We start from the raw sequence: 20,893 nt of genomic DNA on the forward strand, positions 1-20,893 counted from the left end.
AATGAACGCTGGTCATCGAGCCGCTGAGAGACAGCGGCCGTGACGAGACGAGGACCCATGCCGCGGATGCCGATCGGGGAGTTCGCCGGACGGACGGGCCTGACGCCCAAAGCGCTGCGCCTGTATGACGAGCTCGATCTGCTCGCCCCCGCCCGGACGGACCCGTTCACCGGCTACCGGTTCTACGACGAGGCGCAGCTCGAGCCCGCCCGGCTCATCGCGGCGCTGCGGGGGATCGGCATGCCGCTGACCCGGATCCGCGCCGTCGTCGAGGCGGCGCCGGGCGTCCGCGCGACGCTGGTGGAGTCGTACTGGCGACAGGTCGAGGCGGACACCCGTTCGCGTCGCACACTGGTCCACGGCATCGTCACGAGACTCCGGGAGGAGATCGAGATGAACACCGAGAACACACCGCGCACGCGCGTGGCCACGGTTGTGGGCCAGGGCGCGCGAGCGATTCAGCAGGACGCGATCCGGGTCGGCATGCACTCGTGGGCCGTCGCCGACGGCTTTCACCAGGGCGTCGGTGGCGCGACCGCGATCGGGGCCCTGGGGGATCTTCCTCTCACGTCTGCGGACGAGGTGGACGCCGCCTTCCGACGCGCCGGTGACGCCTTCGCCGGGGCGGACGACGAGGGCAGCACCCTGACCGTGCTCGCTCTGACGGGGCAGAACGCCACGATCGGACACCTCGGCGACTCGCGGGTCAGCCTCCTGCGCGACGGCGAGCTGCGCGCTCTCACGCGGGACCACACCGAGGTCGCCGCGCTCGTGGAGTCGGGATCCCTCACCACCGAGGAAGCGCGTCTGCACCCGCGCCGAGCGATGCTGAATCGCGCGCTCGGCTCGGGGCTCGCGGCGGATCCGGACCTGAGCGTCGTGCCGGTCCGATCCGGGGACCGTTTCGTCCTCACCACGGACGGCGTGCATGCGCTGTTCTCCTCAGCCGAGCTCTGCGCGCTGCTGGACGGCGATGCGGACGAAGCGGCGGGGGCGATCACGGCCGCGGTCGAGTCCGCGGGTGCCCCGGACAACTACGCGGCGATCATCGTCGACGTGCTCTGATGACCTCGCCCGCGCGGGTCCGGCCTTCGTGCGTTCCGGACCCGCGCGGCAGCACACGCGTCCGAACAGGGCGGTGGAGGACCCGCTGCGGGGACGTCCACCGTGACAGGATGAGCGGGTGGTGGTGAGTGGCGAACCCGACCTGGAACCGATGCTCCGGTGGGCTTCCCGCTGGATCGGCGAGACGCTGGACGTGACGCCTCTGGTCGGCGGGTGGACCTCCACCATGCTGAAGCTCTCGGGCACCGAGGCCACGGCCGTCTGCCGAATGATGACGCGCGAACCGTGGCGAACTCACGGCGAAGCCCTCACCACGCGCGAGCACGACGTGCAGCACCTGCTCGCGCGCACCGCGGTACCGGCGCCGCGCACGATCGCGCTCGACGCGACCGGGGTGCAGTGCACCGTTCCCACGCACCTGATGAGTCTCCTGCCCGGGAAAGTGGAGATCGATCGCACGGACCCCGCTTCCCTCGACATGCTCGCCGCGATGCTCGCGGACATCCACGCCGTGACCCCGACGATCCCGGTGCGGGACTACCAGTCGTGGGTGTGGGAGGCGAAGTACGTCGTGCCGGCCTGGTCCGCTCACCCCGATCTCTGGTCGGCGGCATTCGATCTGCTCCGCGCCGAGCGACCGCCCGCCCCCGATCGAACGTTCCTGCATCGCGACTTCCAACCTCGAAACGTCCTGTGGCAGGACGGGCGCATCCGCGGGGTGGTCGACACATCTCTCCCTGCACCACGGGCCGGCGGTGGGGGCGGCGTTCGCCCGGTCGTACACCGCGTTGACCTCAGTCGCGCCGGAGCCCTACCTCGACGTGATGGACATCGTCGGCAACCTCCCGGCACCGGGCCGGGACTCGCTGATCGAGGACCGGTCGCAGCTGGAGAACCTCGAGGCCCGGCTGAGGGCCGTGCTCGGCTGAACGGCGGCACGATCGGGTGCGTCAGCGCAGGACGAAGGCGACGGCGAGGAGCCAGATCGTGAGGGCGGCGCCGCAGCCGTAGTTGAGCCAGAGGAACCGGGCCCAGCCGCGGCGGGCGGCGCCGGAGGTGGCGTCCGTGAGATCGCGGAACGGCCAGACCGCGATGACATAGGGCAGCGCGAGCAGGCCCAGCGGTGCGAGCGGCCAGCCGGTCGCTGCCACGCAGACACCGGCGGCCAGCCAGCAGACGATCGCCGCGCGCACGGTGCCGGCCGCGCCGAACACGGTGGCGATCGAGGCGATACCGGCTTCCCGGTCCGGGATGATGTCCTGCACCGCTCCGAACGCCTGACTCGCCGCACCCCACAGGAAGAAACCGATGAGCACGAGCCAGGTCGTGCTCGTCCACTCGGCGCCGGTGAGGACGAGGCCGTACACGGCGGGACCCACGAAGTGCGTACTGGAGGTGATCGAGTCCAGCACCGGGATCTCCTTGGTGCGCAGCGGTGGGGCCGAGTAGGCCACGACGGCCAGCATCACCACGGCGAGCACGATCCAGGACGGCCAGGACCCGACGATGATCAGGAAGACCAGGAACGGCAGGCAGACCAGGGTGGTGGAGATCAGCACCGTTCGATGCAGGCGCGGCGGGACGAGGGCGCCCTCAGCCCCGCCCTTGCGCGGATTGCGCAGGTCCGACTCGTAGTCGAACACGTCGTTGATGCCGTACATCGCGAAGTTGTACGGGATGAGGAAGAACAGCGTGCCGATCACGCCGACGACGTCGATGCCGCCGGTGCCGACGAGGTAGGCCAGCGCGAACGGGTAGGCGGTGTTGATCCAGCTCAGCGGACGCGAGGACAGCAGCAGCCGGGTGAGGTCAGACATCGGCCTCCGTCCGGCGGTGGGTGAGGTTCCAGACGCCGGTGACCGCCAGCAGTGCGGTCACCGCGTAGACGAGGTCCTCGACGGGGGCGGCGCCGAGGTACACCCCGAGCAGGGCGGCGTGGTCGTAGTCGAACAGCGCCGAACCGATCATCACGTTGTCGAAGACGATCGTCAGCACGATGATCGCGCCGGCGGCGATACCCGTGCCGACGAGGTTCGCCCGCCGTCGGGCGGACGGCACGCGGCTGAGGCCGAGAGCGTGCAGCAGGGCGGCGAGCAGCAGGAACGGCACGGCGAGGGCCGGGAGCGTCATCGTCGTCCCTCCGCCCGGAACCGATGAGTCAGGAGCGTCGCGACGGCACGCCAGATCACCAGGCCGCAGTACGGCAGGAACACGATGAAGCCCAATTCCTCCACCGGCATGTCCGGCAGCACCCGGACGCCGAGCAGGGCGGGGGAGTCGCCGAGCACGAAGATCCCCTCGTGCACGGCAGCGAGATCCCAGGCGAGCAGGATCAGCGCGGCCACGATCACCGCGGCAAGAGTGGCCACCGGATCGCGGAACAGCGCCAGCCGCCAGCGCGCGTCGATGATGCCCATCCCGAGGACGGACACGGTGATCGCGATCGCGTACAGGCCGGTCACGTCACCGGCTCCGGCAGCGGTCCGGCGCTGTGGTCATCGCGCGCGTGCTTGAGCAGGAGCTCGGCGCTGATCAGGCACATGGGCACGCCGATGCCGGGAACGCTGGATGAGCCCACGGTGTAGAGGCCGCGGACGTCCGGGCTCCGGACGGAGCCGCGCAGCATCGCGCTCTGCCCGAGCGTGTGCGCGAGTCCGAGGGCTCCGCCACGCCAGGCGCCGAGGTCCCGAGCCATGTCGGTCGGCCCGACGGTGCGGCGCACGATGATGCGCTCGGCGAGGTCCGGCACCCCGATGGCGTCGGCGAGGGCTGTGATCGCGGCGTCCGCCGCCCGCTCGATGCGCTCATCCCCGGTGCCGTCTTCGCCTCCGGACCCGAGCTCCGGATCCGCGCCGACGGGGACGAGCAGGAACAGGTTCTCCGTCCCGCCCGGGGCGACGGACGGGTCCGACACGCTCGGCGCGCAGACGTACAGGGACGCCGGGTCCGGGATGGCGCGATCCCGAAACACGGCGTCGAAGTTCGCGGACCAGTCCCGGACGAGAACGAGCGTGTGGTGGGTCAAGGGCAGCCGTCCGCGCACGCCGAGCATGACCAGGACGGCACCCGGTCCCGGCTCGGCACGCCGCACTCGGCGGTGCACCCGTGCGGCGATCTCGGGGATCAGGGCGGGCAGGGCGGTGCCCTGATCGCACGCCACGACGACCCGATCGGCCGGGAGCGTCAGCGCTCCGCCTGGACCGGACGCGGACACGGCGGCGACCCGCCGGACGCCCGGATGCAGGCGGATCCGCATCGCGCGCGTTCCGGTGCGGATCGCGACGCCGGCGTCGCGCGCGAGAGACTCGAACGAGGCGATCACGGCCCCGAATCCGCCCATCGGGTAGAAGACGCCCTGGTCGAGGTCGAATGAGCTCATCAGGTGGTACAGCGCGGGGGCGCGCTCCGGCCGGGTTCCGAGGAAGACCGCGGGGTAGCCGAGCACCCGCTGCAGCATCGCGTCGCGGAAGCGGCCGCGGACGAAGCCGTCGAGGGACCTCGTCAGCAGTCCGCCCAAGCGGGGGAGCCGCCGCAGCACGCCTCCGTCCAGGAGCGGGCCGAGGCGATCGAACCGGTTCCAGAGAAACCGTTCCTCGGCGAGCGTCGTCGCCTCCCGCGCGGACGCGACGTAAGCGTCCAGCGCCGCCCCGGCTCCGCGTTCGCGCGCCTCGAACCGCTCGCGGGTGACGGCGTAGTCCCCGGACACCTCGAACGGCTCGGGATCGCCGGCGAGATGGATCCGGTAGGCGGGGTCGAGGCGGCGCAGCTCGAGCTCCGCCGCGAGCGTCGTGCCGAGCATCCGGTAGGTGTGCTCGAACACCTCCCGCATGAGGAACCAGCTGGGTCCGGTGTCGAACGTGAAGCCGTCGCGCCGCCAGATGCCCGCTCGGCCGCCGACGGCCGCACCCTGCTCGAGGAGGGTGACGCGGTGTCCCTCCCGGGCGAGGAGGGCGGCGCTGACGAGCCCGGACACCCCACCACCGACGATGACGACGCGGCTCATCCGCGCGCTCCCGTCACCGCGCCCGCGAGGATGCGGGCCTTCGTCACCGGCGGGACGCGAATGCGCGCGGACGTGAGCTCCGCGATGGGGACGCGTTCGATGCGATCGGTGGGGTCCCGTCTCTTATACACATCTGACGCTGCCGACGAAAAGAGGAGGGTGAGGGTGCGGGGGAGTCCGCCGGAGGTCGGCGCGGATCCGTGTGATGACCGCTGCTCGCCCGATACGATCCGGATCGGCCGGGTCGAGCTCGGGCAGGTACCGGCGGTGCAACCGCTCGGCGTCGTCTCCGAGATCACGCAGGAAGTTCACGCGTTGGAACGCGCTGCCGAGGGCCCGCGCGCCCGCCTCCGCCTCGGCGCGGTCCCGACCGGACAGGGGCCGCATCCGCGTGAACACGCGCAGACACATCAGACCGACGACCTCGGCGGAGCCGTACACGTACGCGTCCAGCTCGTCCGCGGTCGTGAAATCGACGGGTGCGAGGTCGGCGCGCATGGAGGCGAAGAACGGTGCGATCAGCGCGCCGTCGATACCGCAGGCGCGTGCCGTCCGAGCGAACGCGTGCAGGACCAGGTCGGAGCTGAAGCCGTCCGTCACCGCCGTCAGGACGCGCTGCTCATAGTCATCGAGCGCACGCGAGCACTGCGCGCCGGTGAAGCCCGCCTGGGAAGCGGTGCCGTCGACGATCTCGTCGCCCACGCGCACCATCGCGTAAACGGCGCCGATGTCCCGCTCCATGCCGGGAGCGAGCAGACGTGACGCCCAGCCGAACGACGTGGAGTACTCCCGCATGACCGTCACACACGCGCGGTAGGCGGTGAGCTCGAAGCGGTCCAGGGCGGCGCGACTCATCGTTCGCGCTCGCAGACGCTGTCGGCGAGCCGCGCGATGACCCGCACCACCGCGGTCGGCAGTCGCGCTTCACGGGCGTGCTGCACCGCGGCCCGCGCCGACCGTGCCGCATGCGCCTCGGCGCGCATGCGGGCGCCGGATCGTTCCAGTGCCTCCCGCATGCGCGCGGCGTCCTGCACGGTGAGCTGGGCTGAACCATGCCGGTCGCGGACACGGCGCCAGGCCGGGTGTCCCTCCGCGAATGCGATCAGCAGCGTGCGCTTGCCCTCGCGGAGGTCCCCGATCGTGGTCTTGCCCGTCCGCTCGGGGTCACCGAAGACCCCGAGCACGTCATCGCGCACCTGGTAGGCCTCACCGAGCAGGTCACCGATGCGGACGAGCGCGGTGGTGTCCGTCTCGCCGCGCTCGGCGAGGATCGCCGCGGCGACGAGCGGTGCGACGAACGAGTAGCCCGCCGTCTTATCGCGGGTGAGGCGGATCACCTCCACCACGGACGGACCGTGCCCGCCCCCGACACCACCGCGGACATCACGCAACTCGCCGTCCGCGGTGCGCGCCATCTCGGCACGCAGCAGCGTTGCGAGCCGCGCACGCACCGGTCGCGGGGCCTCCAGCTCACCCACCCGCAGCATCGCCGCCGACAGCAGCAGGTCTCCGGTCAGGACGCCGAACGCCGTGCCGAGCAGGTCTGCGCGCGCGTCGCCGAGCTCCGCCGCCGTGCGATGGCCGATGCCGATCGGGTTGAGCTCTCCGCGACGTCGGTCGTCGCCGTCGAGCACGTCGTCGTGAACGGTGAGTGCGGCGTGCCAGAGCTCCATCGCGGTCGCCAGCCGAACCGCGTCCGCACTCGCCGGACCGTCGAACGCCGCATACACGTCCAGCAGCAGACGGGGACGGATGAACTTGCCGCCGGTGACGGCCGTGCGCACTGATTCGGCCAACCCGGGAGCATTCGCGGTGAGCTCTGCGATGACGTCCGCGAGCTCACGCTCGACCTCCCGGAGGTGATCGGTGAGTTCGGCGGGCGACGTCATGCGCGGGCGACGGCCAGGTCCAGGGCCGCGGACAGTCGGGGATCGGCGGCCTGCAGAACGAACCACGGGCTCCACAACCACGGTGTTTCCGTCACGGAGCGCAGCACGGTGGCAGCGGGTGCGAGCGTCCACTCCTCGACCTCGTCCGGATCCGGAGCCGGATCGGCGTCGACGCGTCCGACGAACACGGGACAGATCTCATCCTCGACGATGCCGCGGGGATCGACCGCGCGATAGGAGAAGTCCGGCAGCACGGGATGGATCTCCCGGACCGTGAGCCCGAGCTCCTCCCCGGCGCGCCGCACCGCCGCGTCGATGGGGGCCTCCCCGGGAAGTGGATGGCCGCAACAGGCGTTCGTCCACACGCCCGGCCAGGCGTGCTTGGTCACCGAACGACGGGTGACGAGCAGATGTCCGTCGGAGGTCACGAGATGGAGCGAGAACGCGAGGTGACGGGGAGTGACGAGAGTGTGCACGGTGGCGCGCGGGTGCGTTCCGATCGCAACCCCGTGCTCATCGACGATGACGACCACGTCCGTATTCGTCTCGATCTGATCCCCCGATCCCCGACCTTATCTAATCATCGGTGGACGCGGAAAGTCAGGTGCTCCTCCCCAACGGGGTTGCGGTGCCCGTCTGCTATCGCAGGCGGGCCGGATCGGTGGGCGCGGCTCGACGCGCCGTAGCGTGCCGGCGTGGATGCGGAACCGGAGTTCGTGCGCGCCCCTCGCCGGTGGCGCATCGGTGTCGGCGCTGCTCTCGCGATCGTCGTGGCCGCGCTCGGGGGCACGGTCGCCTTCGGTGTGCTGAGTTCGGCGGCGTCCTCCGCAGAACGCACGCTCGCGGTGACTCCCGCCGTGACGGCCGCGGAGCTCTACGTGCATGTGTCGGGAGCGGTCAACGCGCCCGGACTCTACCTCCTGCCCGCCTCGGCGCGCGTGGTCGACGCGGTCGCCGCGGCCGGGGGACTCGCGGCGGACGCGGATCGCGACGCGGTGAACCTGGCCCGACCGGTGACCGACGGAGAGCAGGTGGTGGTGCCGCGGGTGGGAGAGGCGTCTGCCACGGAGGCCTCCGGTGGCGATGAGCGGATCGACCTGAACAGCGCCACCGCGGAGGAGCTGGACACGTTGCCACGCATCGGACCCGCGCTCGCCGAACGCATCATCGCGTGGCGGGACGAGAACGGTCGATTCGCGACCGTGGAGGATCTGCTGTCGGTCTCCGGGATCGGGGAGAAGATGATGTCCGCGATCCGGCCGCTGGTGCGCGTGTGAACCGGGTGGCCGCGGAGCGGACGGTGTGGGTCGCCCGCGCCCGGATGGTGCCGGTGGCGGGTGCCGCCCGCGGCGCGGCGCTCGCGGCCACGGTGCTCCCGGACACCGCGCTCCCGCTCACCGTCGTCCTGTGGGTTCTGACGATCGCCCTCGTGGCCGTGGCCATCAGCGTGCGGCGTGCCGGGATGGTGATCGTCGCCCTGGCGCTCGCGGCATCGGCTGCCTCGCACGTCGCGATCCTCGAACCTCCCCGACGGGCCCTCGCGGCGGTCGACACCGTCACGACGTTCGAGGTCGCGGTCACCACGAAGGTCGAGCCGGCCGGGACCGGCGGCTGGCGCTTCTCCGGGACGGCGACCGGACGAGCCGAGGCTGACGACGTCGGTGGGCCCGTCATGGTGCTGTACAGCGGAGATCGACCCCCGGGGCTGGACCTCGGCGCACGCGTGCGGGTGCGCGGCGACGCACGTGCGACGTCGGGCGGCGATCGGGCCGTCGTGACCGTGTTCGCCGGGACCGCGCCGACGGTGCTCACGCCACCGATGGGCGCTCTGCGCGTGGCCGCGGACCTGCGCGCCGGGCTCGTGGCGTTGTGCGCCCACCTGCCGGGCGAGGGCGGCGACCTGCTGCCCGGCCTCGCCGTGGGCGAGACCTCCGCCGTCTCGTCGGCGCTGGACGGCGCGATGAAGACCACCGGCCTCAGTCACCTCACCGCCGTCAGCGGATCGAACTGCCTGGTCATCACCGGAGCGGTGTTCGCGCTGGCTGCGCTCATGCGGTTGCCGCGTGGTGGACGCGTGCTCGTCGCGGTGGCCGCGCTCGCGGGATTCGTGCTGCTGGTCACGCCCGAACCCAGTGTCGTCCGCGCCGCGACGATGTCGGCGCTGGCGATGCTCGCCGTGCTGCTCGGCCGTCCCGCGGCGGGAATCAGCGTGCTGAGCCTGTCCGTGGCGGTGCTGCTCGTGCTCGACCCGTGGCTGGCCACCGAGATCGGCTTCGCGCTCTCGGTCCTGGCCACCGGGGCTCTGCTGACGCTCGCCGGACCGTTCGCCCGGGTCCTCGAACGCGTACTGCCCCGGACGTGGGCGCTCGGGGTGGCGGTGCCGCTGGCCGCCCAGGTGGCGTGTGCACCCCTGATCGTCCTCCTCGCACCGGCGGTCTCGCTCGGAGGCGTGCTCGCGAACGTGCTCGCCGGGCCGGCCGCCACCCTGGCCACCGTCCTCGGCACGCTCGCCTGCCTCGCCGCGGGAATCCCCGTCCTCGGGGTCGTCCTGGCGTCGTTGGCCTGGGTCCCGGCGCAGTGGGTCGCCGGGACGGCACGGCTGTTCGCCGCGCTGCCGGGCGCGCAACTGCCGTGGTGGAGCGGGCCGGTCGGGGTGGTGAGCCTCGCTGTCGTGTGCGCGGCGCTCGCGGTGCTGCTGGTGCGCCCGGGACGCCCGGGCCTGGTCGTCTCATCCGTCGTGGTCGTCTGCGTCACCCTCGGCGTCGTCCTGGGCGGATGGGGCATGCGGACCGCGCTCGCACCCCTGACCGCTCCCGTCGGCGACGGCGTCGCCGCGTGCGATGTCGGTCAGGGTGACGCTCTGGTCGTGCGCTCGGCCGGCTCGGTCGCGGTGATCGACACCGGACCGGACCCGGCGCTGCTGGTGGCGTGCCTCGACCGCCTCGCCGTCACCGAGGTGGACCTGCTCGTGCTGACGCATTTCGACGCGGACCATGCCGGGGGAGTGCGCGCGCTCGTCGGGCGGGTGGATCGGGTCGTGCACGGTCCGCCGCCGCCGGATCGTGCCGGGATCCTGACCGACCTGGCCGCCGGAGGGGCAGCAGTCTCGGCGGCGCGTTCCGGAGAGGAGGGTGACCTCGGCGGTGCGCGCTGGCGCATCCTGTGGCCGGCCGCCGGCGTCGAACCGGGCAATGACGCGAGCGTCGTGGTGGAGGTCACCGGTGGCGGACTGCCGCGCACGCTCTTCCTGGGTGATCTGTCCGCGACGGGCCAGCGCGCTCTGCTCTCGTCCGCGGTGCTGCATCCGCCCTACGCCGTCGTGAAGGTCGCCCACCACGGAAGCGCCGACCAGCTCGCCGAGCTGTACGGGGCGCTTCAGGCGACGGTCGGGGTGATCTCGGTCGGCGCCGACAACGACTACGGCCATCCGCGGTCCGAGACGCTTGACCTGTTGTCCGGGCTCGGGATCACGGTCCTACGCACGGACGTGGACGGCCTCGTCGTTCTCGCGCTGCGCGCGGGCGCCCTGGCGGCGTGGACGGAGCGTTCGCCGCCGTCGGACGTCGCTCCCGGCGGGTAGGCTCGGAGGATGACTCCGGCACCGCGACGAGCTCCCGCGAAGAAGGCGTCCGCGATTCCGCAGCTGTCCTGGCGTGAGCCGCAACCGGCCCCCGTGGTGCTGGTCTCCGGCCCGGAAGAGGTCTGCGCGGAACGCGCCATCGCGGGCATTCGCGAGTACCTGCGTGCGGAGGACCCGTCGCTGGAGGTCACCGACCTCCGCGCCGATGACTACGAGCCGGGCACCCTCCTCGCCGTCACCTCACCGTCGTTGTTCGGCGAGCCGCGCCTCATCCGCGTCTCCGGCGTCGAGAAGGCCAGCGATGCCTTCATCACCGAGGCCGTGGCGTACCTCGACCATCCACAGGACGGCGCCACCGTCATCCTCCGGCACACCGGCGCGAGCGTGCGCGGCAAGAAGCTGCTCGACGCGATCCGCTCCGGCGTCGGTGGCGGTGTCGAGGTACCGGCTCCGGCGGTCAAACGGGACGCGGACCGGTTCGACTTCGCGGCCGGCGAGTTCCGCGCCGTCCGCCGCAAGATCGCACCCGGTGCCCTGCGGTCCCTGGTCAACGCGTTCGCCGACGACCTCACGGAACTGGCCGCCGCGTGCCAGCAGCTGATCGCGGACGTGCCGGGGGAGATCACCGACGAGATCGTCACCCGCTACTACGGCGGACGTGTGGAGACGACCGCGTTCACGGTCGCCGACGCGGCGATCGCCGGGAAGTACGGTGAGGCGCTCCTGAACCTGCGCCAGGCGCTGGCGTCCGGATCCGATCCGGTGCCGATGGTCGCCGCGATCGCGATGAAGCTGCGCCAGATGGCGCGCGTCGCCGGAACCCGCGAATCCAGCTCGGCCCTCGCCGCCCGCCTCGGCATGAAGGACTGGCAGGTCGACCGCGCTCGGCGTGACCTGTCCGGCTGGACGCAGACCTCCCTCGCGATCGCGATCCAGGCCGCCGCCCGTGCCGACGCGGAGGTGAAGGGTGCTTCCCGCGATCCGGTCTTCGCCCTGGAGCGTCTGGTCACCGTCATCGCCACGCGCGCGCCCTTCGGGGAAGCGCCCGTCCGCTGACCAAGCCGTTCCCGATCCCGAGAACGACGAAGGCCCGCACCGAATCGGTGCGGGCCTTCGTGCGAGGTGACTCAGAGAGCCGAGACCTGCTTCGCGATGGAAGACTTGCGGTTCGCGGCGTTGTTGGCGTGGATGACGCCCTTGCCGACGGCCTTGTCGAGCTTGCGCGACGCGGTCTTCAGCGCGGCCTCAGCGGCGGTCTTGTCGCCGGAGGCGATGGCCTCGCGGGTGCGGCGGACAGCCGTCTTCAGCTCGCTCTTGACGGCCTTGTTGCGCTCGGTCGCCTTGGCGTTGGTCTTGATGCGCTTGATCTGCGACTTGATGTTTGCCACGTGTGGTCTGACTTTCGTTCCGGTTGGATGAGGTGTGTCGAGACCAGGAAGAGGGCTGTTCCCGACGACGTGAGGGAAGAACCCACACGCAAGTCAAACACCGAGTCTACCAGCAACATCGCTTCCGGATGACCACCGGCCCGTCCCGCCGGAGTCGTTGACCGCGCGAGTGGCGCATCACGCGCGATCGGTGGTTGACGCGCCCCGTATCGGCGGGAGTACTCTCCATCCTCAAGGGGCGTGCCGCCCCGCCCCCCACTCGCACGACGTCGTCCGAGGAGTCAGCCGAATGACCGCAGTCGACCTCACCGTGTTCCCGCCCGGGTTCCGGTGGTCCACAGCCACCAGCGCCTTCCAGATCGAAGGCGGACGACAAGCGGACGATCGTGGTCGGTGCATCTGGGACGACTTCGTCGAGCGGGACGGCGCGGTCCGCGACGGCACGACGGCGAACGAGGGTGCGGACAGCTACCACCGCTGGGCCGAGGACGTCGAGCTGGTGCGTTCGCTCGGGGTGGACCGCTACCGGTTCTCCCTGTCGTGGGTGAGGATCCAACCGGACGGGGTCGGCGCTCCGAGCGCAGCCGGCCTGGCGTACTACGACCGCCTCATCGACGCCCTGCTCGAGGCCGGGGTCGTTCCGTTCCCGACGCTGTACCACTGGGACCTGCCCGTCGCGCTCGAGGCGGCGGGCGGCTGGCTGGAACGGGACACGGCGCTGCGCTTCGGTGAGTACGCCGGGATCGTCGCGGACCGCTTCGGTGACCGCGTGCGGCACTGGTACACCGTCAACGAAGCCGTCTCGACCACGCTGCAGGGATACGGCATCGGGACGCTGGCGCCGGGGCGGGAACTCCTGTTCGGAGCCCTTCCCACGGTTCACCATCAGTTGCTCGCGCACGGTCTGGCCCTGCAGGAGCTGCGATCCGCGGGCGCGCACGAGGTGGGGATCGTCAACAATCACACGCTCGTCCGCCCGAGGCATGAGACGGCCGAGGACGTCGCTGCGGCGGCCGTCTACGACCTGCTGCACAACCGTATGTTCGCCGACCCGGTCCTCGTCGGGCAGTATCCGGATCTCACCGCATTCGGCCTGCCGCCGATGCCGGTGCACAACGGGGACATGGAGGTGATCTCCGCGCCGTTGGACGTGTACGGGTTGAACTTCTACAACCCCACCACGGTGACGGCGGCGGCCGGCGAGATCCCCTTCGAGATCGTGCCGACCCCGGGTGCCCCGGTGACCGGTTTCGGGTCCGAGTGGCCGATCGTCCCGACCGCGCTCACGGATCTGCTGCTGGATTTCCGCGACCGCTACGCCAGCGACCTGCCCCCGATCGTGGTCGCGGAGAACGGGGCGTCATTCCCGGAACCGGATCATGCGACCGCGATCGATGACCGGGACCGCATCGCGTACCTGTGCGGCCACATCGACGCGGTGGGTGCCGCGATCGCGGCCGGCGTGACCATCGACGAGTACACCGTGTGGTCCCTGCTCGACAACTTCGAGTGGGCGGACGGCTTCACCCAGCGGTTCGGTCTGACCCACGTCGCCCCGGACGGCAGGCGCACCCCGAAGGCGTCGTTCGGGTGGTATCGGGACCTCATCGCGGCGGCTCGCGCGTGAGCGGCCCGCGCGTGAGCGTTCCGCGCACCGCCCGCGTCGGGGCGCGCTGGATGACCCTGTTCGCCGCCGCCTGGCTGGCGATCTGGACCGTTCAACTGACGCCGGTGCAACTGCTGCTGCCGATCCAGCTGAACACTCCCGACGATGCGGCCGGGTGGGTCGGCGGCGTCGTGTCCACCGGGGTCGTGCTCGGTATCGGTGGTCTCGCCGGAGTCATCGCGGGTCCGCTCGCGGGCATGCTGTCAGACCGCACGCGCACTCGTTTCGGTCGGCGGCGTCCGTGGGCGCTCGGCGGCGTCCTGATGGCCGCCGTGTTCCTGGTCGCGACCGGCATGGTCCACGGCCCGTGGCCGGTGGGACTCACCTGGACCGGGGTGTCGGTGGGGCTGGCGGTCGCGTCCGCGGCGTTCACCGCGATGATCGCCGATCAACTGCCGGAGCAGCAGCGGGGGACCGCGGCCTCTCTGGCGAGTTCGGCGCAGGCGGTCGGGATCATCGTCGGGGTCGGGACCGTCGTGCTGTTCGGGCTCGGGGTCTTCGCCGGCTATCTCGTCCTCGCCGGCATCATCGCCGTCGTCGGTTCGGTCGCCGCGCTGCTGCTGCCGGACCCGCCTCCCACGCACGAGGAGGAGCATTCGCCGGGGAACCGGCGGGATGCGCTGCGCGATCCCGACTTCGCCTGGATGCTCGCCGGCCGACTTGTGCTCAACATCGGCAACGCGCTCGGCACGACGCTGCTGCTGTTCTTCCTGATGTACGGGCTGGGGCAGGGCAGCGCCGCCGAGGACAACCTGCTCATCGCGATCCTCGTGTACACCGTGTTCGTGGTGCTGGCGTCCTTCCTGTCCGGATGGTGGTCCGATCGGACGGGACGGCGGCGCATCCCGACGGTCGTGAGCGCCGCCATCCAGGGCGTCGCGGCCGCGCTGCTGGTGTTCAGCCCGACCTGGACCATGACGCTGATCGCGGCGGCGCTCCTGGGAGTCGGTTACGGGGCGTTCATGACCACCGGCCTCGCCTTCGCCACCGACCTGCTGCCGGACCCCGCCCGGCACGCGCGCGACCTGGGCGTCGTCACGGTCACCGCGGCCCTCGGCCAGCTGCTCGGGCCGCTGATCGGCGGAGTCCTGGTGGCGGCGGTGGGCGGGTTCTGGCTGCTGTTCGCGGCGTCCGCCGTGCTGTCCCTCGTCGGCGCCGGACTCACCGCACTGGCCAGAGAGCGCCCTCCCGCTGCGACGACGTGACCGCGTCGGTCAGTGCCGGCGGGCGGTGTCGCGGGCGACGACCGCGATCGCGAGGTCCAGCGCGGCGTTGAACGCGCGCGGCTGCATCGCGGTCACGAGGTGGGTCGCCTTCGGTATGACGATGAGCTCGGCGTGCGGGGCGAGCCGGGTGAAGAGCCGCTCGTTCAGCCGCAGCTGGTCGTACTGTCCGTTGACGAACCACAGCGGCTGCTCGATGCGCGGCAGGTCCGCGGCGAGGTCCAGTGCGGCGAGGCTGGACAGGGCGGCGTCCTGGGTCCGGTGCGCGTAGCCGCCGGCGCCGAAGTCGTCCCGCGTGTCCGCGGGCAGCGTCGCCGTCAGGACGCGCTCGGTGAGCCACGCCCCGTGCTCGGGGAGACGGTTGAACCCGGCCGCGAGCAGGCGGTAGGTGGCCAGGCCCAGTCCGTGCGGGAATGCGGTGCAGGATGCGGCGATGAAGCCGGACACGAGAGGGATGCCGTCTCGGGAGAGGCAGGCGGGGTCGCCGCCGACGTACGCGGTGCAGACCAGTCCGCCCATGGAGTGTCCGACCAGGAGCACCGACCCGAGCTCGGCCGCACGCATCACCGCGGCGTCGATCGTCGCGAAGGCTTCGTCGAGAGTGAAATCCTCGTCCAGCCGCGAACCGTGCCCGGGTAGATCGATCGCTTCGACGGGCACCCCTCGCGTCTGCAGGTGTTCGACCTGCGAACGCCACATGGTGGCCGAGGTGCGGATGCCGTGCACCAGCACTACCGAGACCGTCATAGGGGGATGCTACGTGGGTTTCCGCCGGTGACGGGTCATTCTCCGGACGCTCCCACCTTCGGCACTTTCGCGCGACGGGACCTGTCGTAGGTGTGAGCAAGGGCACGCTCGCTCCCGCTCTCGGCAGATCCGGCGCCGCGGAAGTGCCGAGAACGGGAGCGAGCGTGGGTCAGAACAGGACGCGGACGCGCGCGCTGTCCTGGGACGACGCCACCCGGGTATCGGACGGCACGAAGGTGGCGGTGTAGGTGTGCACCCCGCGGCTGAGCTTCGCCGGCAGCTTCAGGGACGCCACACCGTGCCGGACGACCGCCGTGCCGACCAGCGTGTCACCCTCACGGAACTCCACGACGCCGGCCGTGCTCCCGGCGCTGGAGACCGCGGCGATCAGCGTCGTGCGCCAGAGCTGCGAGTGGATCGGCGGCAGCGCGACCAGCGTCGTGCGACTGCGGATCGTGGCGACCGGGGCGGTCACGGTGAGGTTCACCGCCGCCGAGACGGAGGCGGCAACCGTGCCTGATCCGGTGAATCGGGCCGTGAGCGCGTGCGGACCGACAGCGAGGCCGGACAGCGCCACGGTCGCGGTTCCGTCCGTCACCGTCGCGGAGCCCGCGACGACATCGTCCACCAGCACTTCGACGGTGCCCGCGGCCGGGACGTCCGAGGTGACCGTGACGCTCGCCGTGACGACCTCGGCCGTCGTCGCGGTGGAGCGATCCAGCGCGAGGGCGGTCGTGGACGCGGACAGTCCCGCGTGGAGTCCGACCTTGACCGGGTCGTGGTCGCTGGAGCGGTACGGGTCTGCGGCGTAGAACAGCGACCCGACGGCGTTGTAGCGGCTGTACTCCAGGGCCACCGGCTCGCCACCGTTGATCTGCCACACATCGGCGCCGGTGGAGCGCTCGGCCGCGGCGGCGTTCAGCAGCACATGATCGAGGGACCCGGACAGCCCGCCGTAGACGTATGAGCTCTTCGCAAGCTCGAAGTGGTGCTCCGCATCGACGAAGCCGGCGTCGTACAGCACCACCAGCGGGTCTTCGAACCCGTAGGAGTTGAAGTCACCGAGCAGATACTGCGCGGCGGCACCGGTGCCGGTCGGATCAGTGGCGACCCAGTCCCGCAGCGCCGTGGCCTGGCGCACCCGCGACTCCACCGAGGACCCCTGCCCGTCTCCGGTATCGGCGTCTCCCGGCCACGGACCCGCGGACCCCTTGGACTTGAGGTGGTTCACGACGACCGTGAACGGCTCGCCGCCCGCAGTCGCGCGGAAGGACTGCGCGATCGGCTCGCGCGCGTTGCCGAACGCCTGGCCCGCGCCGGACTGATCGGCGAGCATCGCCGCGGACCCGACGGGCGTGACGGCGGCGGGCTGGTAGATGATCGCGTTCGTGATGACGTCCTGCTCGGCGATCGGAGGCTGCACCTCGGCGGAACGCACGTAGTCCCAGCGCTGCTCCCCGGCGGCCGCGTTCAGCGCGCCCACGAGCGTGGCGAGCGCCTCATCGGCCTGTTCGCCGAGGCGTGCGGAGTTCTCGATCTCCATGAGTCCGACGACCGAAGCGTCCAGGCCCGTGATCGCCGCGACGATCTTGTCCTGCTGGCGGGCGAGGTTCGCCGCGTCCCAGGCGCCGCGCTGATCGCAGCCCTCCTTGACCGTGATCGGCGCGCCGGACCGGTCGCGGTACGCCACACAGGCGGGGTTGTCTCCGCCGAGGGTGGTGAAGTAGTTCAGGACGTTGAACGAGGCGACGCTGATGTCGCCGCCGACCGCAGCCGGGGCGTCGGTGCGGTTCGCTGTGAACGTGACGCCGTCGTCGACCCCGGTGCCGTCGCCGACGAGCGGGGAGGTCGGGTTGAGCTTCCACGTGTCATTGCGCCAGTCCACGATCACCGGACGCTCCAGCACCGCGGTGCCGCCGACGGCGATCGGCTCGGTGAGCGAGAGGTACGGGGGAGTGAGGCCGGTGTTCGCCGCGGACGTGAAGTTCGTCGACGCGCCGTCATCGAGGTGCACGCCCCGGGCGGCGTTGTCGGCGGCGGCGCTCGCGGCCTCGGCGGACCCGGGACGGCCGACGTCGGTGGGCTGACGCAGCGGTGCGCTGCCGGCCGCCAGGCCCACCTCGCCATACTGCATCGTGCTGTACGTGTCGGCGATGGTGAACGGCTCGGCGAAGCTGACCAGCATCGACTCCAGGGACTCCCGCTCCGCGTCGGTGGCCGGCCAGGCGATCTCCGCCGGGATCGGCGCGCTCGCGGTCGCCGCATCCAGCTGCTCGATGCCGTTCGGATCGACGGTCAGTTCGGTGAGCCCGTTGAACTCGGTCACCGCACCGGTGACGCGGACGTAGTCGCCGAGGGCTACGGCGCCGACCTGCTGCGGGGCGTAGACGAACAGGGCGTCGGAGGCGAGGTGACTGCCGAGGTCCACGGCTCCACCGGTGCCGGCGGTCTGGATGACGAAGCCGTTGAATCCACCGACCGGGTAGGACGCCGTGACGAATCCGGACGTGATCACGCTCTGTCCGGTGAAGGGCGACACCGCACCGGTGCCCTGCACCTCGGCGATGCTCGCCGCGACGGGTTCGGTCGGGTCAACCGGGTCCACGGGGTCCGTGCTGCCGCCCGAGTCCGGAGTGGGGGCCCCGGCGACGAAGTCCACCCGGTTGTCGGCGGTGTTCGCGTGCTGCACGCGAGAGACGGAGGTGGCATTGGTCGTGGCCGGGGCGGCACCCGTTCCGGCCCAGTCGCCGGCGTTGCCCCAACCGACGAAGTCGACCACGTCGTCGCGCGTGGCGATGCCGGTGGCACCGGTGATCGCCTGCTCCGAGCTGACCAGCGCGACCTTTCCGGCCGTCCCACTCATCGCGATCGTGCCGTCGACGTCGACGTCCACGTCGAAGCCGGGCAGGGCGGTGTTCGCGCCGAGGGCCTCGCCGATGACGATCGAGCCGCCGGCGGGAATGGCCCGAGCGCCGAGCTTGGTCACCTGCCAGGAGGCGCCGGTGGCGGAGGCGTACTGCACGCTCCATCCGGAGACGTCCACCGGCGCGGTGCCGGGGTTGTGCAGCTCGATGAAGTCGCGGTTGAACGGGGCGCCGCTGTTGCCGCCCCCGCCGTAGACCTCATCGATCAGGACGGGGGAGTCGGGGCCGGCCCCGGCGGGCCGCGGCGGTGGCGGCGGTGGGGACGGCGACGAACGTCGCCGCCGCGAGCAGAGCTGCGACGGCGGCCGCCGACGCGCGGCGTGGTGGGGTGGCCAGGGGCACGGGGAAACCTCCAGGGGAAGGAGTGCACGGAGGATGCGCACGATTCGATCGAATCGGAGGATCCGGGGGCCGGACAACAACGGGGCGGTTAACGTTCTCTCACCCTGGTGAGGTTTCTCTCACCTCGCGAGGGGACGAACTCGCGGCCGTGCGGAGACGCGGGCAGGCAGGGGGCGAGCGGCGGAGCCGGTAGACTCATGCGGATATGTCTCCACGCGCCCTGAAGCCGCTCGAGCCCGCCGCGACGCCGCCCGAGTTCATCCGAAACTTCTGCATCATCGCGCACATCGACCACGGCAAGTCCACGCTGGCCGATCGCATGCTGCAGATCACCGGTTCCGTCTCCGACCGCGACATGCGGGCGCAGTACCTGGACCGCATGGACATCGAGCGCGAGCGCGGCATCACGATCAAGAGCCAGGCCGTCCGCATGCCCTGGGAGCAGGGCGGTCAGGCGTTCGCGCTGAACATGATCGACACCCCCGGACACGTGGACTTCTCGTACGAGGTGTCCCGGTCCCTGGCCGCCTGCGAGGGCGCGATCCTGCTGGTGGACGCCGCGCAGGGCATTGAGGCGCAGACGCTCGCGAACCTGTACCTCGCACTGGAGAACGATCTGACGATCATTCCGGTGCTGAACAAGATCGACCTCCCCGCCGCGGACCCGGAGAAGTTCGCCGCGGAACTGGCGAACCTCATCGGCGGCTCGCCGGATGACGTCCTGCGTGTGTCCGGCAAGACCGGCGTCGGGGTGGACGAGCTGCTGGACAAGATCGTGCGGGACATCCCGGCGCCCGTCGGCGACCCGGACGCGCCCGCCCGCGCCATGATCTTCGACTCGGTGTACGACACCTACCGGGGCGTCGTGACCTACGTCCGCATGGTGGACGGCCGTCTGCAGCCGCGCGAGCGCATTCAGATGATGTCGACGAAGGCCACGCACGAGGCGCTGGAGATCGGCGTCTCCAGCCCGGAGCCGCTGCCGACGCAGGGCCTCGCGGTCGGCGAGGTCGGCTACCTCATCACCGGTGTGAAGGACGTCCGCCAGTCCAAGGTCGGTGACACCGTCACGAACGCCCGCAAGCCCGCGACCACGGCGCTGTCCGGCTACACCGACCCGAAGCCCATGGTCTTCTCCGGTCTGTACCCGATCGACGGCTCCGACTACCCCGACCTGCGGGAGGCGCTGGACAAGCTCAAGCTCTCCGATGCGTCTCTGGTCTACGAGCCGGAGACCTCGGTCGCCCTCGGCTTCGGCTTCCGCTGCGGCTACCTCGGCCTGCTGCACCTGGAGATCGTCACCGAGCGCCTGCGACGTGAGTTCGGCCTGGACATCATCACCACCGCGCCCAGCGTGATCTACGAGGTCCTCACCAGCGACAACAACGAGACCGTCATCGTGACGAACCCCTCCGAGTACCCGGACGGTCGTGTGGCGAGTGTGTCCGAGCCGATCGTCAAGGTCGCGATCCTGACGCCGAAGGACTACGTCGGCACGGTCATGGAGCTGTGCCAGTCCCGTCGTGGCACGCTGCTCGGCATGGACTACCTCTCCGAGGACCGCGTCGAGCTGCGCTACACCGTGCCGCTCGGCGAGATCGTGTTCGACTTCTTCGACCAGCTGAAATCGCGCACGCAGGGCTACGCGAGCATGGACTACGAACCCGCTGGCCAGCAGGAGGCGGACCTGGTCAAGGTCGACATCCTGCTGCAGGGCGAGAAGGTCGACGCGTTCAGCTCGATCGTGCACCGCGAGAAGGCCTACGCCTACGGCACGATGATGACCGAGCGCCTGCGCAAGCTCATCCCGCGTCAGCAGTTCGAGGTGCCGATCCAGGCTGCGATCGGCGCCCGCATCATCGCCCGCGAGAACATCCGGGCCATGCGCAAGGACGTCCTGGCCAAGTGCTACGGCGGCGACATCTCCCGCAAGCGCAAGCTCCTCGAGAAGCAGAAGGAGGGAAAGAAGCGCATGAAGATGGTCGGTCGCGTGGAGGTCCCCCAGGAGGCGTTCATCGCCGCGCTCTCCGGCGACATCGAGGGCAAGGAGAAGTAGTCCGCCGTCC

The 20,893-nt window shown here is 71.1% G+C and carries 18 protein-coding genes and 1 pseudogene; 9 read left to right on the forward strand and 10 right to left on the reverse strand.

Features of this window, described 5'->3' with window-relative positions:
- Positions 1-57 precede the first annotated feature (57 nt).
- The 3 genes and pseudogenes from BN1193_RS03775 (at position 58) to BN1193_RS18240 (ending at position 1,994) form a co-directional block, all read left to right on the forward strand.
- Positions 58-1,065: a MerR family transcriptional regulator gene (locus tag BN1193_RS03775; protein WP_040164199.1), complete on the forward strand. Its 1,008-nt coding sequence runs from the start codon at positions 58-60 to the stop codon at positions 1,063-1,065.
- A 151-nt stretch (positions 1,066-1,216) separates the two neighbouring features.
- A pseudogene (locus BN1193_RS18545) lies at positions 1,217-1,780 on the forward strand (aminoglycoside phosphotransferase family protein); the annotation flags it as partial.
- 73 nt (positions 1,781-1,853) lie between these two features.
- On the forward strand, positions 1,854-1,994 hold the full coding sequence (locus tag BN1193_RS18240; protein ID WP_230206401.1) for a hypothetical protein: 141 nt from the start codon (positions 1,854-1,856) through the stop codon (positions 1,992-1,994).
- A gap of 21 nt (positions 1,995-2,015) precedes the next feature.
- Here the strand turns inward: BN1193_RS18240 and BN1193_RS03785 are convergent, their stop codons facing one another.
- The 7 genes from BN1193_RS03785 to idi form a co-directional block, all read right to left on the reverse strand.
- Positions 2,016-2,882, reverse strand: coding sequence for a prenyltransferase (locus BN1193_RS03785; protein WP_040164200.1), 867 nt, complete (start codon positions 2,880-2,882; stop codon positions 2,016-2,018).
- Positions 2,875-3,195 (reverse strand): lycopene cyclase domain-containing protein, encoded by a 321-nt coding sequence (locus tag BN1193_RS03790; protein ID WP_040164201.1) that lies wholly within the window; start codon positions 3,193-3,195, stop codon positions 2,875-2,877. Before BN1193_RS03790 ends, BN1193_RS03785 begins: the two co-directional genes overlap by 8 nt.
- Positions 3,192-3,527 (reverse strand): lycopene cyclase domain-containing protein, encoded by a 336-nt coding sequence (locus BN1193_RS03795; protein WP_040164202.1) that lies wholly within the window; start codon positions 3,525-3,527, stop codon positions 3,192-3,194. Before BN1193_RS03795 ends, BN1193_RS03790 begins: the two co-directional genes overlap by 4 nt.
- Positions 3,524-5,068, reverse strand: coding sequence for a phytoene desaturase family protein (gene crtI, locus BN1193_RS03800; RefSeq protein ID WP_040164203.1), 1,545 nt, complete (start codon positions 5,066-5,068; stop codon positions 3,524-3,526). The genes BN1193_RS03795 and crtI overlap by 4 nt, the downstream gene beginning before the upstream one ends.
- A 123-nt stretch (positions 5,069-5,191) precedes the next feature.
- On the reverse strand, positions 5,192-5,923 hold the full coding sequence (locus BN1193_RS03805; protein ID WP_052460402.1) for a squalene/phytoene synthase family protein: 732 nt from the start codon (positions 5,921-5,923) through the stop codon (positions 5,192-5,194).
- Positions 5,920-6,957 carry a polyprenyl synthetase family protein gene (locus BN1193_RS03810; protein WP_052460403.1) on the reverse strand — a complete coding sequence of 346 codons (1,038 nt, stop codon included), beginning with the start codon at positions 6,955-6,957 and terminating at the stop codon, positions 5,920-5,922. Before BN1193_RS03810 ends, BN1193_RS03805 begins: the two co-directional genes overlap by 4 nt.
- Entirely contained in the window at positions 6,954-7,490 is a 537-nt protein-coding gene (gene idi, locus BN1193_RS03815) for an isopentenyl-diphosphate Delta-isomerase (protein ID WP_230206402.1), read from the reverse strand. Before idi ends, BN1193_RS03810 begins: the two co-directional genes overlap by 4 nt.
- Positions 7,491-7,652: 162 nt before the next feature.
- Here idi and BN1193_RS03820 point away from each other — a divergent pair, with 162 nt between their 5' ends.
- The 3 genes from BN1193_RS03820 to holA are packed head-to-tail and all read left to right on the forward strand — an operon-like array spanning position 7,653 to position 11,593.
- Positions 7,653-8,234 carry a ComEA family DNA-binding protein gene (locus tag BN1193_RS03820; RefSeq protein WP_230206403.1) on the forward strand — a complete coding sequence of 194 codons (582 nt, stop codon included), beginning with the start codon at positions 7,653-7,655 and terminating at the stop codon, positions 8,232-8,234.
- Positions 8,231-10,537: a ComEC/Rec2 family competence protein gene (locus tag BN1193_RS03825; RefSeq protein ID WP_094770260.1), complete on the forward strand. Its 2,307-nt coding sequence runs from the start codon at positions 8,231-8,233 to the stop codon at positions 10,535-10,537. The genes BN1193_RS03820 and BN1193_RS03825 overlap by 4 nt, the downstream gene beginning before the upstream one ends.
- A gap of 9 nt (positions 10,538-10,546) precedes the next feature.
- The gene (gene holA, locus BN1193_RS03830) at positions 10,547-11,593 is read left to right on the forward strand and encodes a DNA polymerase III subunit delta (protein ID WP_040164207.1); all 1,047 of its coding nucleotides are present in this window, start codon (positions 10,547-10,549) and stop codon (positions 11,591-11,593) included.
- Between the two features lie 71 nt (positions 11,594-11,664).
- Here the strand turns inward: holA and rpsT are convergent, their stop codons facing one another.
- Positions 11,665-11,925: a 30S ribosomal protein S20 gene (gene rpsT / locus BN1193_RS03835; protein ID WP_040164209.1), complete on the reverse strand. Its 261-nt coding sequence runs from the start codon at positions 11,923-11,925 to the stop codon at positions 11,665-11,667.
- Between the two features lie 289 nt (positions 11,926-12,214).
- Here rpsT and BN1193_RS03840 point away from each other — a divergent pair, with 289 nt between their 5' ends.
- Entirely contained in the window at positions 12,215-13,552 is a 1,338-nt protein-coding gene (locus tag BN1193_RS03840; RefSeq protein WP_040164211.1) for a GH1 family beta-glucosidase, read from the forward strand.
- Between the two features lie 11 nt (positions 13,553-13,563).
- Positions 13,564-14,796, forward strand: a complete 1,233-nt coding sequence (locus tag BN1193_RS03845; protein ID WP_040164643.1) for an MFS transporter — start codon at positions 13,564-13,566, stop codon at positions 14,794-14,796.
- A 9-nt stretch (positions 14,797-14,805) separates the two neighbouring features.
- Here the strand turns inward: BN1193_RS03845 and BN1193_RS03850 are convergent, their stop codons facing one another.
- Together BN1193_RS03850 and BN1193_RS03855 are read right to left on the reverse strand one after the other, a co-directional pair.
- Positions 14,806-15,561: an alpha/beta fold hydrolase gene (locus tag BN1193_RS03850; protein WP_040164212.1), complete on the reverse strand. Its 756-nt coding sequence runs from the start codon at positions 15,559-15,561 to the stop codon at positions 14,806-14,808.
- 169 nt (positions 15,562-15,730) lie between these two features.
- On the reverse strand, positions 15,731-18,868 hold the full coding sequence (locus BN1193_RS03855; RefSeq protein WP_052460405.1) for an ExeM/NucH family extracellular endonuclease: 3,138 nt from the start codon (positions 18,866-18,868) through the stop codon (positions 15,731-15,733).
- Between the two features lie 164 nt (positions 18,869-19,032).
- Between BN1193_RS03855 and lepA the strand changes: the two genes are divergently transcribed.
- Positions 19,033-20,883, forward strand: coding sequence for a translation elongation factor 4 (gene lepA / locus BN1193_RS03860; RefSeq protein WP_040164213.1), 1,851 nt, complete (start codon positions 19,033-19,035; stop codon positions 20,881-20,883).
- Positions 20,884-20,893 lie beyond the last annotated feature (10 nt).

It is taken from the genome of Microbacterium gorillae (assembly GCF_000826185.2).
Classification (GTDB): Bacteria; Actinomycetota; Actinomycetes; order Actinomycetales; family Microbacteriaceae; genus Microbacterium; species Microbacterium gorillae.

What these genes read in the sequence shown, in the direction of transcription:
- BN1193_RS03775 (WP_040164199.1), top strand. Translation starts at nt 58, where the DNA reads ATGCCGCGGATGCCGATCGGGGAGTTCGCCGGACGGACGGGCCTGACG.
- BN1193_RS03785 (WP_040164200.1), bottom strand. Translation starts at nt 2,882, where the DNA reads ATGTCTGACCTCACCCGGCTGCTGCTGTCCTCGCGTCCGCTGAGCTGG.
- BN1193_RS03790 (WP_040164201.1), bottom strand. Translation starts at nt 3,195, where the DNA reads ATGACGCTCCCGGCCCTCGCCGTGCCGTTCCTGCTGCTCGCCGCCCTG.
- crtI (WP_040164203.1), bottom strand. Translation starts at nt 5,068, where the DNA reads ATGAGCCGCGTCGTCATCGTCGGTGGTGGGGTGTCCGGGCTCGTCAGC.
- BN1193_RS03805 (WP_052460402.1), bottom strand. Translation starts at nt 5,923, where the DNA reads ATGAGTCGCGCCGCCCTGGACCGCTTCGAGCTCACCGCCTACCGCGCG.
- BN1193_RS03810 (WP_052460403.1), bottom strand. Translation starts at nt 6,957, where the DNA reads ATGACGTCGCCCGCCGAACTCACCGATCACCTCCGGGAGGTCGAGCGT.
- holA (WP_040164207.1), top strand. Translation starts at nt 10,547, where the DNA reads ATGACTCCGGCACCGCGACGAGCTCCCGCGAAGAAGGCGTCCGCGATT.
- BN1193_RS03840 (WP_040164211.1), top strand. Translation starts at nt 12,215, where the DNA reads ATGACCGCAGTCGACCTCACCGTGTTCCCGCCCGGGTTCCGGTGGTCC.
- BN1193_RS03850 (WP_040164212.1), bottom strand. Translation starts at nt 15,561, where the DNA reads ATGACGGTCTCGGTAGTGCTGGTGCACGGCATCCGCACCTCGGCCACC.
- lepA (WP_040164213.1), top strand. Translation starts at nt 19,033, where the DNA reads ATGTCTCCACGCGCCCTGAAGCCGCTCGAGCCCGCCGCGACGCCGCCC.